Here is a 12,822-nt window from a genome sequence, read left to right as displayed (position 1 = left end):
TCAAGGTTAAGCAATCGTCAGTACAAAAACGTTAAATTCTTAATCAATTTATCCAATTTGTTGAAACTCAAATCCTTTCTTTTGGATGTACTTTAGCCGAGCAGCAAACAAAATAGCAGCAACGGTTAAGCCTGCAATTAACCCTATCCAAAAACCATGTGCCCCAATTGGGTGTACAATAAAATCGGTGTAACCTAAAACATACCCGGTTGTCATGCCAACACACCAATAAGAAAATAACGTGATGTAAAAAGCACTACGGGTATCTTTATAACCACGCAGGGCGCCTGCAGCAACCACCTGTACCGAGTCTGATATTTGATAAAAGGCTGCCAGCATCATTAAACTACCTGCTAATGCAACAACTTCAGGATTGTCGTTATATAGCAGGGCGATTTCATGCCTAAACATAACGGTTAAAAACGCAGTACATACCGCCAACATAAGTGATAACCCTAAGCCCACTCTGGCTACCAATGCTGCAATTTCAGGTTGGTTTCGACCAAGATAGTAGCCAATACGAATTGACACTGCGATACCGATAGACAAAGGCAGCATAAATACAATAGATGAAAAATTAAGGGCTATTTGATGACTCGCCACGACATTAGAGCCTAATGGCGCCAGAAATAATGCGATAACAGCAAATAAACTGACTTCAAAAAACAAGGCCATTGCGATTGGCATTCCAAGTTTAGTCATTGACCACATGTTGGCTAAATGCGGACGATAGAAGTGTTTAAAAGGAGCAAGTTCTTTAAATGTTTTATCCACAAGCATGTAGATAACCATTGCAGCTAACATTGCCCAAAAAACTAATGCCGTTGCAACACCACAGCCGGCACCACCCATGGCAGGGATCCCAAATCCACCGTATATAAAGATGTAGTTGGCAGGAATGTTTACGGCAAGTCCAATAAAACCTATCATCATTGGTGGCATCGTATAAGAAATGCCTTCACTACAGCCCCTTAACACCTGGTAAATCACAAATGCAGGCGCTCCCCACAAGATCGCGTCGATATAACCTACCGTTAATGCGTGTAACTGTGGTTCTAAATTCATCAAATCGAGTAAATAGGTTGAAGATGCGAGAAAGATCATCACGCCAATAGCACCAATTATGGCAATATATCCAGCTTGAAAAATAAGCGATGGGATGATTTTTTGGTTATTTGCGCCATGGTGCTGCGAAAACACAGGTGTAAAAGACATTAACAATCCCTGTACAAATAATATCGCAGGTAACCAGAGACTAGTGCCAACTGCCACAGCGGCCATATCAACGGCACTGACACGCCCCGCCATAACTGTGTCGATAAACCCCATCATTGTTTGGGTGACCTGGGCAATAAGAACCGGAAGCGCTAATTTAATTAAGCGCTGAATTTGAAAACCTGTATTATTCATCAAAAAGCCTATTACGGAACGAGAGAAATATGTTTACTGGTATAGTTCAAGCCACTTGTGAAGTGGTATCAATTTATAAAGCTGCAGGCCTAAAAACCTTTGAAGTCGCAATGACACCAGAATTAACAAAGGGATTAGTAACAGGTGCAAGTGTAGCCAATAATGGCGTTTGTCTTACTGTAACCAAGATATTAAATGATAAGGTTTTCTTTGATGTAATGGAAGAAACATTACAGCTGACAAATTTAGGTAAAACCGCTGTTGGCGATAGAGTTAATATTGAACGTTCGCTGACGTTTGGTACTGAAATCGGTGGGCATATTTTGTCTGGGCATATACATACTCAGGCAAAGGTAAAATCTGTTAGCAATACGGCAGAACACTATAATATTGAACTAGAAATAGATCCGAAATGGATGCACTACATTTTTTACAAGGGGTTTATTGGTATTAATGGCTGTAGTTTAACCGTAGGACAGGTGAGTGATAGCGGGTTTATGTTGCACTTAATTCCTGAAACACTGAAATTAACTAACTTAAGCGATTATCAGGTCGGCGATGATATCAATATTGAAATAGACAGCCAGACACAAGTCATAGTCGATACTGTAGAGCGTATTTTGGCTAAAAAGCAGCTTGTTAATAGTTAAGTTACTACTATCACCTATGTCACAGTAGCCACGTCAGTTGAGTAAAACGTGGCTAGCTGCAGGAAATGCGCTAACACTCAGTATATTTGTTCATCATCTGAATCAACATGTAACTCTATCATACGCCGGTTGTCATCTAAGTGCATACGTATATGAATAGGGTTACAGCAAATGCGGCAATCATCGTAATACTCTTGATCGCCTGCACTTGCATCTATCGTGATATGTTGATGATGACCGCAATGCGGGCAACAAATTGCGCGTGATAATAATCTCATCGTAAAGCCTCCCACTGTTGTCGATATAATGATTATAGTGGGATTTTATTATTCTGGCTCAACCATAGTACTGATTTTATATCGTTGAATTATTTTGATTCTAAAATTATCACTACGGGTGTTATGTTAATTTATTTATTTTAATACAAAATGTTATGGGATGTTATTTTATCATCAAAGTGGATGGCCAGTTAATGTTAACAATATCTAAATAGCGAAATCTGACATAAGCGCTTGTATATTAAAAATAATAAAAATATCGAAATTTGAGTGTAAGGATATTTGCAACCTGGCCTAAATATTATCGATATTAAGCCTTACATGGTTGCGCCACAAAGCGCTTATCACATAGAATATCGACCTACGTTTTTGGGTAACTAAGACTCCTGTACTGTCTTGATTTCATTAACGTGTCTCTCGTTCCAAAAGAACATACTTAATTACCATGTGGCCCTACGTGCGGGTCACCACTGGACAAGGACATTTCATGCCTATTATTACATTGCCTGATGGCAGCAAACGTGAGTTTGCCAATCCTGTATCAACTCTTGATGTTGCACTCGATATCGGTCCTGGCTTAGCAAAAGCTTGTATTGCTGGCCGTGTTAACGGTGAGCTTAAAGATGCAACAGACCTAATTACAGCAGATTCAGAGTTAGCTATCATTACGGCTAAAGACGAAGAGGGTGTTGAAATCCTTCGCCATTCTTGTGCGCATTTATTGGGTCATGCTATCAAGCAAATGTGGCCTGAAACTAAAATGGCGATTGGCCCTGTTATCGACAACGGTTTTTATTACGATATCGATTTAGATCACAAACTAACTCAAGAAGATATCGAAGCGCTTGAAAAACGCATGTTAGATTTAGCCAAAACTAACTATGACGTCGTTAAAAAAGTGGTTTCTTGGCAAGAAGCGCGTGACACATTCGCACAACGTGGCGAAGAATATAAAATGGCAATCTTAGATGAAAATATCAGCAAAGATGCCACGCCTGCGCTATATCACCACGAAGAATACATTGATATGTGTCGCGGCCCACATGTACCTAACATGCGTTTTTGTCAAAATTTCAAGTTAATGAGTATCGCAGGTGCATACTGGCGCGGTAACTCTGAAAACAAAATGTTGCAGCGTATTTACGGCACGGCATGGGCAGACAAAAAAGCCCTAAAAACTCACTTAGTTCGCCTAGAAGAAGCCGCAAAGCGTGACCACCGTAAAATTGGTAAACAGTTAGACTTATACCACATGCAAGAAGAGGCACCAGGAATGGTGTTTTGGCATAACGATGGTTGGAGCATATTCCTAGAGCTTGAAAAGTTTATTCGTCAAAAATTAGGTCAATACACTTACCAAGAAGTGAAAGGCCCATTAATGATGGACCGTTCTTTATGGGAGCGTTCTGGCCATTGGGACAAATATTCAGAAGCCATGTTCACGACAAACAGTGAAAGCCGCGAATATGCAATTAAGCCAATGAACTGCCCAGGCCACGTACAGATCTTTAACCAAGGGTTAAAATCTTACCGTGATTTGCCATTACGTATGGCAGAGTTTGGATGTTGTCACCGTAACGAACCATCAGGTTCTTTACACGGTTTAATGCGAGTACGTGGTTTTACCCAAGATGACGCGCATATATTCTGTACCGACGATCAAGTTCAACAAGAAGTGAGTGCATGTATCCAAATGGTATATGATACTTACGCTACATTTGGTTTCGAAAACATTGTTGTTAAATTATCGACACGCCCAGAAAAGCGTATCGGTGATGACGCAATGTGGGACCGTGCAGAAGAAGCACTGAAACAAGCTTTAGCCGCAAATAATATCGAATTTGAGATATTACCAGGCGAAGGTGCGTTTTATGGCCCAAAAATCGAATTTACCTTACATGATTGTTTAGATCGTGCATGGCAATGTGGTACAGTACAGCTCGATTACGCATTACCGACTCGTTTAGGTGCAACTTATGTTGCTGAAGACAACAGTCGCCAAACGCCGGTAATGATCCATCGTGCTATTTTAGGTTCGTTAGAGCGCTTCTTAGGTATCTTGATAGAAGAATACGCAGGTAAATTCCCAACGTGGCTTGCTCCAATGCAAGTTGTTGTAATGAATATTACCGATAAACAAGCTGATTATGTTGAAGAAATCGTTAAATTCTTCAAAGAACAGGGTATTCGAGCATCTTTTGACTTGAGGAATGAGAAAATAGGCTTTAAAATACGCGAACACACACTAAGACGTGTGCCTTATTTGTTGGTCGTTGGTGATCAAGAAATGGAAAATAAGGAAGTCGCGGTGCGTACACGTGACGGTATTGATTTAGGCAAGTTAAAATTAGAAGATTTTGCCTCTAAAATACGTCAACAAATTTCGCTCCGTAGTCTCAAATTGTTGGAGGAATAGGTCATAAAGATCAAAAGAACAGCAGGGCGACAGCCAGCCCCTAATAGAATCAATGAAGAAATCACTGGTGTTCCTGAAGTCCGTTTATCGGATTTAGAAGGTGAATCAATTGGTATCGTTAGCATTAAAGAAGCTCAGAGTATTGCAGATGAAGCAGGCGTTGATCTCGTAGAGATCAGCCCGAATGCTGAGCCTCCTGTCTGTCGCATAATGGACTACGGTAAGTTCCTTTTTGATAAAGCGAAAGCTCAAAAGGAACAAAAAAAGAAGCAGAAACAGGTCCAGGTTAAGGAAATTAAATTCCGTCCAGGCACTGATGAAAACGACTATCAGGTAAAACTACGCAACCTGATTCGTTTTCTAGAAGATGGGGACAAAGCGAAAATTACGCTGCGTTTCCGTGGTCGCGAAATGGCACACCAAAACCTAGGTATGGATCTTTTGAACCGTATCAAGGCTGATTTGGAAGAGTATGCGGTTGTCGAATCTTTCCCTAAAATGGAAGGTCGTCAAGCAATTATGGTGCTAGCACCTAAAAAGAAATAGTAGGGCAACCTAAAGTAGCAAAAGTCTCTTGAGGCTTTTGCTCGCCTTACGTTTATTAACGTCCCAATGCGGAGTTTTAGAAATGCCTAAAATGAAAACAGACAAGGGTGTACAAAAGCGTTTTAAGAAAACCGCTAATGGTTTCAAACGCAAACAAGCACACTTACGTCACATTTTGACCAAGAAGAGCACTAAGCGTAAGCGTCACTTACGTGCTAAATGTTTAGTCGCTAAGTCTGATGTGCCAGCAATTGCACGTCAACTACCATACGCTTAATTAAAGGAGAGATAACAAATGCCTAGAGTTAAGCGTGGTGTAACCGCTCGTGCTCGTCACAAAAAAGTACTTAAACTAGCTAAAGGTTATTATGGCGCTCGTAGCCGTACTTACCGTGTTGCTGTTCAAGCAGTAACTAAAGCTGGTCAATATGCTTACCGTGACCGTCGTCAGAAAAAACGTCAATTCCGTCAATTATGGATTGCACGTATTAATGCGGCTTCACGTCAAAATGGTCTGTCTTACAGCCGTTTCATCAACGGTCTGAAAAAGGCGTCTATCGAAATCGATCGTAAGATTTTGGCTGACATCGCTGTATTTGACAAAGTTGTATTTGCAACTTTAGTTGAAAAAGCAAAAGAAGCATTAACTAAGTAATTAGTGAAATGTTTTGGAAAAAGGAACCTTAGGGTTCCTTTTTTTATGCCTCAAATTCAATCAATATTGCTAATTGTAATCTGGATAAATAGTGAGTAGAAAAATTGCTTAGCATAGGCATGAATTGCAGCAAGCGAGTTGTCTTATCTTCAACATTTCTAACGAAACTATAAGCAATGCTAAGCAGTAAGAATGATCACATTTTTGTGTTGATTGGGTATAACAATACGAAAAGCTCATTTTGTCGCAACAATCAAAAAACTCACTACTCAGTTTGTTGATACAATGGTATAACTAAGCAAAATTTGTATCACCCACCACTTAGGATAGTTGTATGATCTTTTCTGAAGTAACGCTAGCTCCAGCAGACCCCATTTTAGGCTTAACTGACGCTTTTAAAGCTGATACTCGTGCACATAAAGTCAATTTAGGTGTCGGTATTTATAAAGATGAGGCAGGACAAACACCTGTACTAAAATCTGTAAAAAAAGCAGAAGCAATCTTACTTGAAACAGAATCGACCAAAAATTATCTTGGTATTGAAGGTGTTCAAGCATATAACCAGGTTGTTCAAGGTTTATTATTTGGACAAGACAGCAAGATCATCAGTGATAAACGTGCCGCAACTGCACAAGCTCCAGGTGGTACAGGCGCATTACGTGTTGCTGCTGAGTTCTTAGTTCGTAACACTCAATCTACTACCATTTGGGTAAGCAATCCTACTTGGGCAAATCATCAAAATATTTTTGAAACAGCTGGACTAGTGGTTAAAGAATACCGTTACTATAAAGCCGAAACTCATGATATGGATTTCGATGCCATGCTAGCCGATCTTGCCACTGCGCAGCCTGGCGATGTTGTGTTACTACATGGCTGTTGCCATAACCCTACCGGTATTGATTTATCATTGGCACAGTGGAGCCAGGTGGCACAACTTTGTTTAGATAAACAATTGTTGCCGTTATTTGATTTTGCTTACCAAGGTTTTGGTGTGGGCATTGAAGAAGATGCACAAGGTCTTCGTGCTGTTGCAGCCGTGCTGCCAGAGTTATTAATCGCTAATTCATTTTCTAAAAACTTTGGTTTATACAATGAACGTATAGGTGCAGTTACCGTTGTAGCAGAAGATGAAAACACAGCAACTAACAGCTTTAGCCAAATCAAAAAAACCATCCGTGCAAATTACTCAAACCCTCCAGCACATGGCGGTTTAATTGTGAGTACCATTTTATCTAATCCAGAATTGCGTCAACTCTGGGAAGGTGAATTAACTGAGATGCGCCAACGTATCGCAGAAATGCGTACGCTTTTTGTTGAAAGTTTAAAAGCGGAAGGTGTAGAACAAGACTTTAGCTTTATTTCACGTCAAAATGGTATGTTTAGTTTTTCAGGCTTAAATAAACAACAAGTGGCACGTTTAAAAGATGAATTTGCCATTTATATTGTGGGTTCTGGCCGTATAAGTGTGGCTGGTTTAACCAAAAACAATATGCCAGCAGTGTGTAAAGCTATCGCGCAAGTATTATAATACGCAGGCTTTATACCGGACTAAAGGCTGCATTTGCAGCCTTTATTATTATTTAAACGATTGTACCAATCAGCACCAGAATGTGATCATTCTTACTCATTAACATCGCTTATAAGCTTGTTAGAATTTTAAGGTAGAACAACTCACTCGCTGTAATTTCTGCCTATGCTAAGCGATTTTTCTTACGCAATCTTTGAACACTTATTTAACCTGATTAATGGTATTAGATTAAACTTGAGGTTGTAATTGCGTTTGGTAGTGTAGATGTACCTGTTCAATCGCTTCTGCTAATGATTGTTTATCGTGCAAGCCCGAGTGATGATGACTAACTAAGTTAAATTGGTTAAATCGTACGTTTGTACAGTACTGACTGGTTATATTTGCTGCACTGTTATCCTGTATCACATCAATAATGGCTTCTTTACCAATCAATTGATTTAACCACACAATCTTATCTTCTATGCTGAATGTGCTTGCTGGTGAATATTCAGCGGTTAAATTATCAATGAGTATCACATGCGCATTTGAGTGGCGAATACTGGCTGCGATTTCAGGCAACAATAAAGGCGGGATCACGCTGGTTAAAAAACTCCCAGGCCCTAATATAATCAATTCAGCTTGTTCTATAGCTGCACATGCTTCATTGGTTGCCTGTACTTGAGGTTCGAGTGACAGCGCAATAGGTGCCTCTTTCATGCTGTCTACATTTAACTCACCAAAGACTTTGGCACCACAATGACTGAGGGCAACGAGATGTGTTGATGCTTCAGACATCGGGATAATATTGGTTTCAATGTTTAAAATGCCACGAATTAAATTAACCGCCTCAAGCGGCCGTACGCAAAGCTGATCAAGTGCGTGTAACACAAGGTTGCCTAAATTATGCCCAGCCAGCTCATTAGTGCCGGTAAAGCGATGATCAAATAACATTGCACCGAGTGAAGGGCGGTGGCTTAAATGCGACAAACAATTACGCAAATCTCCCCATGCAATGGTTTGTTGATCTTGTCTTAAGCGCCCAGTAGAGCCACCGTTATCTGTTGTTGCGACAATGCCGGTTAATCGCGGGCCTAAAAAAGAGAGTGCAGCAAGAATTCGGCCTAAACCATGCCCGCCACCAATAGCGACGACATGCTTTGTATTTATAAGTTGATGATTCAACATAATGTTGTGATACTTCCTTAACATGTTGAATGAGGCACTGATTGATCCAATAACGTCGTTTATACTGTAATGTTATCCTACATAAACAGTCGATAACGACGTGAAAATGGTAAAAACGAGGCCTGAAAATGTCGGCTAAAGCGTTTTTAACTCTAAAAATTATCCCAGCAATGCTCAATAGGTAAATTGAAATGATAAAAATAACAACCAACATAACAATCCTATGATTTTACTCCTTTAATGACATTAAAGTGTAATTAATTTTAAGCTTTTGCCTGGGTAATATATGATAACGATTGCTACGTTCATTGGTAAATCACATTAATGGATCAGAATACTTTAGCGGTTATACTATTTGAGCTATAACGATTTTATTTTAAGGTAGGTACGTTTGAAGATAGGTCATGTTGGTCAAATCACATTTGCGTTAGGATTAGCTGTCATCGCACTGTTAGCTATCAGAGTATTTGTTATTCCATCAACGAGTATCCCTTTAAAACGAATGACCTTAGGCCATTTGCACAATATCGATTTGGGCAAAATGCCTGATTTTTCAAACATAGATGATATAACCACCAAGAAACAAACATTTTTTGATTATTTACGTCCAGCCATCGAAGCGCAAAACCAAATCATTATTCATGAGCGTCAATTTGTTGTGTCGATGATTGAGCAGTTAGATAAAGGTATTGGTTTAAATAAAGCTGACAATGAACGCTTACAGTCTATTGTAGAAAAATATCAGTACGATATAGACATGTTTACCCCTGCGTCGTTATCTCCTTTACTCAGACGCATCGATACCATTCCTGTTGAGATGGTATTGATTCAAGCTGCTAATGAAAGTGGATGGGGCAGTTCTCGTTTTGCTAAAAAAGGGTTTAACTTTTTTGGCCAGTGGTGTTTCACTAAAGGTTGTGGCATTGTGCCGTCTGCAAGAGACGAAAATAAAAATCATGAAGTTGCTGTATTTAATTCGCCTAAAGATTCTATCATTGCGTACATGGTTAATTTAAATACTAACCACGCGTATCGTTTATTTCGAGCAATGCGGGCCGATCTTCGCGCACAAAAAATTAAACCGACAGCAGAAAAGCTCGTTTTTGGACTGATTAATTATTCAGAGCGAAGAGAAGACTATATTGATGAGTTGCTCGAAATGCTTAAACACAACAAATCTTTGTTAACAGGAAACCAAGCCAATGCTTAACCGTTCGCTACGAACTGGATTCATTTTATGTTCAACTCTTTTTATTACCACAACCAGTTTTGCTGACACAGTGTCGTTAGAGTATGTTGGTTTTTACGATCGATTAAAGCAAGTCAATAAGAAAAATTATCCGTTGGTTGAATTAGCCTTTAGTGTGCCCATTACAACTGATTGCACGATAAAATCCGGTAATATAACAACTGAAAACCAAACCTTTCCATTAACTTACACACGTCAACAAAGATTGTTTATCCCTTATGATGCGCAATTAAAATCAGACAGGGCGTTGGTCAACATCGATGTTGCAGGCGACTCGAGTCAATGTGCTATTGCTATGCAAGTTAGAGCCAGTAATACTCAGCAGCAATATACCCAGGCTGAGTTATTAGCACTTAATGCCGATATGGATCGTTTATTAGATGGCTTACAAGGTTTCCCGATGAAATATTTTCGTAAACCTATTGATGGCATTACATTTGAATTTCTCTCATCAGATACTGAGATCGTTATTGATGGTGAGGTACAAGCATCGTCACAAAAATTTACGCTCAATGCGCAGCAAATCAATAGGCTAAAACACATTTCATTTAGCCAACAACCTATTGTTGTGAGCCCTTTGGTTAATCAATAGCGATTAATCCTTATTTTAACCACATTAGGGCGCTCATCTTTGTTGATGAAAATAATCAAAGATGAAACGCCCACATATCAGTAAAACAAAAAGGCGTTGATATTATCAACGCCTTTTCATCACTGTACTAACACCAATCAGCACAAAAATGTGACCATTCTTATTGGTTAACATCGCTTCTAAATCGCTTATATCGTCGTTAGACATTTTGACGGTAGAACAACTCGCTAGCTGCGATTTCTGCCATATTCTAAGCGATTTTTGTTTATCCCTGATAGGTATAAGATTATGGTTTAAACGTTGCCACGATATCTATTCGATTACTAATATCTAAATTAATGTGGCCATTGTTACTAACATCTACAAAATCAAATGCAGGTAAATCAGCATCCGCTACGTCACCTTTGTTTTCTGCGTTGGGATCACGTTTAAGTGACACAAAATCAAACTGCTCGCGATCAACACCTTGCGATGGAGCGGTGTTTTGCATGGCTGTAAAAATCGTTTCTAAACGCCCTGGCGATTGCTTATCCCACAGCTGCAACATGTTTTTGATTTCTGCGCGCTTTAAGTTTTCCTGTGAACCACATAAATTACACGGAATAATCGGAAACTGTTTAAGCGTTGAATACGCTTCAATGTCTTTTTCACGGCAGTAGGCTAATGGACGAATAACCATATTGGCGCCGTCATCCGACAATAGCTTTGGCGGCATTGCTTTGAGTTTACCGCCGTAAAACATGTTCAAAAATAGGGTTTCGATGATGTCATCACGATGGTGGCCTAATGCAATTTTGGTTGCGCCAATGTGTTGTGCAAAACCATATAATGTTCCGCGACGTAAACGAGAACACAAAGCACACGTTGTTTTGCCTTCAGGCACTTTCTCTTTAACAATAGAATAAGTGTCTTTTTCAAGAATATGATAAGGCACGCCAATTTTATCAAGGTAGGCCGGAAGGATATGCTCAGGAAACCCAGGTTGTTTTTGATCTAGATTTACCGCAACAATTTCAAACTTAATCGGGGCACGTTGTTGAAGATTTAACAAAATATCGAGCATGGTGTAACTGTCTTTACCGCCAGATAAACAGCACATAACACGATCGCCATCTTCGATCATATTGTAATCTGCAATCGCCGAGCCGACTTCACGACGTAAACGCTTTTGCAGTTTATTCATACGAGTAATATTTTTTTTTGCGATTGTATCGACTTCAACTTCAGACATAAAAATGCGCCCAGTAACCAAGTGTTTCAGGGCGCGTATTATTCCAGTAATCGAGGGCAGGGTAAAGGTTTTAGCTTACTCTTAATCGACTAATCTTCTAAAGGTGATTTATAACCATCGGGTTTAATCGCTAATAAGTCACAATTAATGCTGTCGATAACGTGTTCAGCAGTATTACCGATTAATGCTGCAGAAAACCCAGTTCTACCGACGGTACCTAAAACGACAAGTTCAGCGTCTAATTTAGTAGCCAGTTCAGGGATAACATCTTCAGGTAGGCCTTCTTCAACATGGCAATTCTCAAGTGGGATGTTATAGGCTTGAGCAAGATATTGAACACGCTGTTCGTGTTGCATCCTGACAGTATTGTTATAAATGTTGGCGTCAAAATCGGGTAGTTCGATGGCTAAATTAACAGGTGTTCCAGGGTAGCCGTTAACCAGATGCACACTTGCCGAGAATTTTTTGGCTAAATCAAGTGCATGATTAATGATTTTACCGTTAAGGTTTTGGTGATCTTCATCTTCTGACACCACATTGACCGCACAAACAATTTTACCCGCAACAGGCCAGTCATGTTCTTTTACCATCAATACTGGCACAGGCGATTTGCGCATTAAGTGCCAGTCAGTTGGTGTAAAAATAACCGCTTTGAGTTTGTCGTGTTGATGAGTGCTTTTTACAATCAGATTATAATCACCTTTCATGGCGTAATTAATCACACTTTCAAAAGGGCGATTGTGCCAAACCACTTCGGTATTAATCGTTAATTTTTTACTGTTATAACCGCTAATGGCACTTTCTAACCAGGCTACGCGTTGATCTATCACGCCTTGGCGCATCGCCTCACGCTCCTGGCTAGATAAAATAGAGGTCATTTCATATGAAAAATCAAAAATAGATAAAAATGCGGTGATGGTAGCATTACTTTTACTGGCAAGTTCTACAGCACGAGCTAGAGCGGGTTGATGATCTGTTGTAGGGTTTATCACCACTAAAATCTTTTTATATTCCTTCATAAAACCTCCAAAGCTGTTGATTTTTTGTTTATATATTAATAGCTTTAAGTATTACCCTTTACTAATTAATAAACCTTGAAGTAG

13 protein-coding genes are annotated in these 12,822 nt (G+C 39.6%); 8 read left to right on the top strand and 5 right to left on the bottom strand.

Annotated features, from left to right (window positions below):
• Positions 1 to 48: 48 nt before the first annotated feature.
• Positions 49 to 1,410, bottom strand: a complete 1,362-nt coding sequence (locus tag K8B83_RS12895) for an MATE family efflux transporter (RefSeq protein ID WP_188740317.1) — start codon at positions 1,408 to 1,410, stop codon at positions 49 to 51.
• Positions 1,411 to 1,439: 29 nt separating this feature from the next.
• On the opposite strand from K8B83_RS12895, the gene K8B83_RS12890 reads away from it, so the two are divergent.
• Complete coding sequence (locus K8B83_RS12890; RefSeq protein WP_188740316.1) at positions 1,440 to 2,060, top strand: riboflavin synthase subunit alpha; 621 nt, start codon at positions 1,440 to 1,442, stop codon at positions 2,058 to 2,060.
• Positions 2,061 to 2,137: 77 nt separating this feature from the next.
• On the opposite strand, the gene K8B83_RS12885 is transcribed toward K8B83_RS12890, so the two are convergent.
• Positions 2,138 to 2,338: a CPXCG motif-containing cysteine-rich protein gene (locus tag K8B83_RS12885; RefSeq protein ID WP_188740315.1), complete on the bottom strand. Its 201-nt coding sequence runs from the start codon at positions 2,336 to 2,338 to the stop codon at positions 2,138 to 2,140.
• Positions 2,339 to 2,825: 487 nt separating this feature from the next.
• Between K8B83_RS12885 and thrS the strand changes: the two genes are divergently transcribed.
• The 5 genes from thrS (at position 2,826) to K8B83_RS12860 (ending at position 7,483) form a co-directional block, all read left to right on the top strand.
• On the top strand, positions 2,826 to 4,754 hold the full coding sequence (gene thrS, locus K8B83_RS12880) for a threonine--tRNA ligase (protein WP_188740314.1): 1,929 nt from the start codon (positions 2,826 to 2,828) through the stop codon (positions 4,752 to 4,754).
• Between the two features lie 3 nt (positions 4,755 to 4,757).
• Positions 4,758 to 5,300, top strand: coding sequence for a translation initiation factor IF-3 (infC, locus tag K8B83_RS12875; RefSeq protein ID WP_248957923.1), 543 nt, complete (start codon positions 4,758 to 4,760; stop codon positions 5,298 to 5,300).
• 82 nt (positions 5,301 to 5,382) lie between these two features.
• Complete coding sequence (rpmI, locus tag K8B83_RS12870) at positions 5,383 to 5,577, top strand: 50S ribosomal protein L35 (RefSeq protein ID WP_011865828.1); 195 nt, start codon at positions 5,383 to 5,385, stop codon at positions 5,575 to 5,577.
• 18 nt (positions 5,578 to 5,595) lie between these two features.
• Positions 5,596 to 5,955 (top strand): 50S ribosomal protein L20, encoded by a 360-nt coding sequence (gene rplT, locus K8B83_RS12865; RefSeq protein WP_011637486.1) that lies wholly within the window; start codon positions 5,596 to 5,598, stop codon positions 5,953 to 5,955.
• 334 nt (positions 5,956 to 6,289) lie between these two features.
• Positions 6,290 to 7,483 (top strand): amino acid aminotransferase, encoded by a 1,194-nt coding sequence (locus K8B83_RS12860; protein ID WP_188740313.1) that lies wholly within the window; start codon positions 6,290 to 6,292, stop codon positions 7,481 to 7,483.
• A gap of 228 nt (positions 7,484 to 7,711) precedes the next feature.
• On the opposite strand, the gene yvcK is transcribed toward K8B83_RS12860, so the two are convergent.
• The gene (gene yvcK, locus K8B83_RS12855; RefSeq protein WP_188740321.1) at positions 7,712 to 8,644 is read right to left on the bottom strand and encodes a uridine diphosphate-N-acetylglucosamine-binding protein YvcK; all 933 of its coding nucleotides are present in this window, start codon (positions 8,642 to 8,644) and stop codon (positions 7,712 to 7,714) included.
• A 394-nt stretch (positions 8,645 to 9,038) separates the two neighbouring features.
• On the opposite strand from yvcK, the gene K8B83_RS12850 reads away from it, so the two are divergent.
• A complete protein-coding gene (locus K8B83_RS12850) occupies positions 9,039 to 9,857 on the top strand; it encodes a glucosaminidase domain-containing protein (RefSeq protein ID WP_188740312.1) in 819 nt (272 codons plus the stop codon).
• Positions 9,850 to 10,488 (top strand): DUF2987 domain-containing protein, encoded by a 639-nt coding sequence (locus tag K8B83_RS12845; protein ID WP_188740311.1) that lies wholly within the window; start codon positions 9,850 to 9,852, stop codon positions 10,486 to 10,488. The genes K8B83_RS12850 and K8B83_RS12845 overlap by 8 nt, the downstream gene beginning before the upstream one ends.
• 286 nt (positions 10,489 to 10,774) lie before the next feature.
• Here the strand turns inward: K8B83_RS12845 and ttcA are convergent, their stop codons facing one another.
• Positions 10,775 to 11,719 carry a tRNA 2-thiocytidine(32) synthetase TtcA gene (gene ttcA, locus K8B83_RS12840; RefSeq protein ID WP_188740310.1) on the bottom strand — a complete coding sequence of 315 codons (945 nt, stop codon included), beginning with the start codon at positions 11,717 to 11,719 and terminating at the stop codon, positions 10,775 to 10,777.
• Positions 11,720 to 11,808: 89 nt separating this feature from the next.
• A complete protein-coding gene (gene uspE / locus K8B83_RS12835) occupies positions 11,809 to 12,738 on the bottom strand; it encodes a universal stress protein UspE (protein ID WP_188740309.1) in 930 nt (309 codons plus the stop codon).
• Between the last annotated feature and the right edge of the window lie 84 nt (positions 12,739 to 12,822).

This window comes from Shewanella inventionis (genome assembly GCF_019931735.1).
In the GTDB taxonomy this organism is placed as follows: Bacteria; Pseudomonadota; Gammaproteobacteria; order Enterobacterales; family Shewanellaceae; genus Shewanella; species Shewanella inventionis.
Note: the sequence above shows the minus strand (reverse complement) of the source record. Positions and strands in the feature narration are given on the sequence as shown.

Excerpts from the sequence above, each read along its gene's own strand:
- K8B83_RS12845 (WP_188740311.1), top strand. The coding sequence starts at position 9,850 with ATGCTTAACCGTTCGCTACGAACTGGATTCATTTTATGTTCAACTCTT.
- thrS (WP_188740314.1), top strand. The coding sequence starts at position 2,826 with ATGCCTATTATTACATTGCCTGATGGCAGCAAACGTGAGTTTGCCAAT.
- K8B83_RS12885 (WP_188740315.1), bottom strand. The coding sequence starts at position 2,338 with ATGAGATTATTATCACGCGCAATTTGTTGCCCGCATTGCGGTCATCAT.
- rpmI (WP_011865828.1), top strand. The coding sequence starts at position 5,383 with ATGCCTAAAATGAAAACAGACAAGGGTGTACAAAAGCGTTTTAAGAAA.
- ttcA (WP_188740310.1), bottom strand. The coding sequence starts at position 11,719 with ATGTCTGAAGTTGAAGTCGATACAATCGCAAAAAAAAATATTACTCGT.
- K8B83_RS12895 (WP_188740317.1), bottom strand. The coding sequence starts at position 1,410 with ATGAATAATACAGGTTTTCAAATTCAGCGCTTAATTAAATTAGCGCTT.
- rplT (WP_011637486.1), top strand. The coding sequence starts at position 5,596 with ATGCCTAGAGTTAAGCGTGGTGTAACCGCTCGTGCTCGTCACAAAAAA.
- K8B83_RS12890 (WP_188740316.1), top strand. The coding sequence starts at position 1,440 with ATGTTTACTGGTATAGTTCAAGCCACTTGTGAAGTGGTATCAATTTAT.
- uspE (WP_188740309.1), bottom strand. The coding sequence starts at position 12,738 with ATGAAGGAATATAAAAAGATTTTAGTGGTGATAAACCCTACAACAGAT.
- K8B83_RS12860 (WP_188740313.1), top strand. The coding sequence starts at position 6,290 with ATGATCTTTTCTGAAGTAACGCTAGCTCCAGCAGACCCCATTTTAGGC.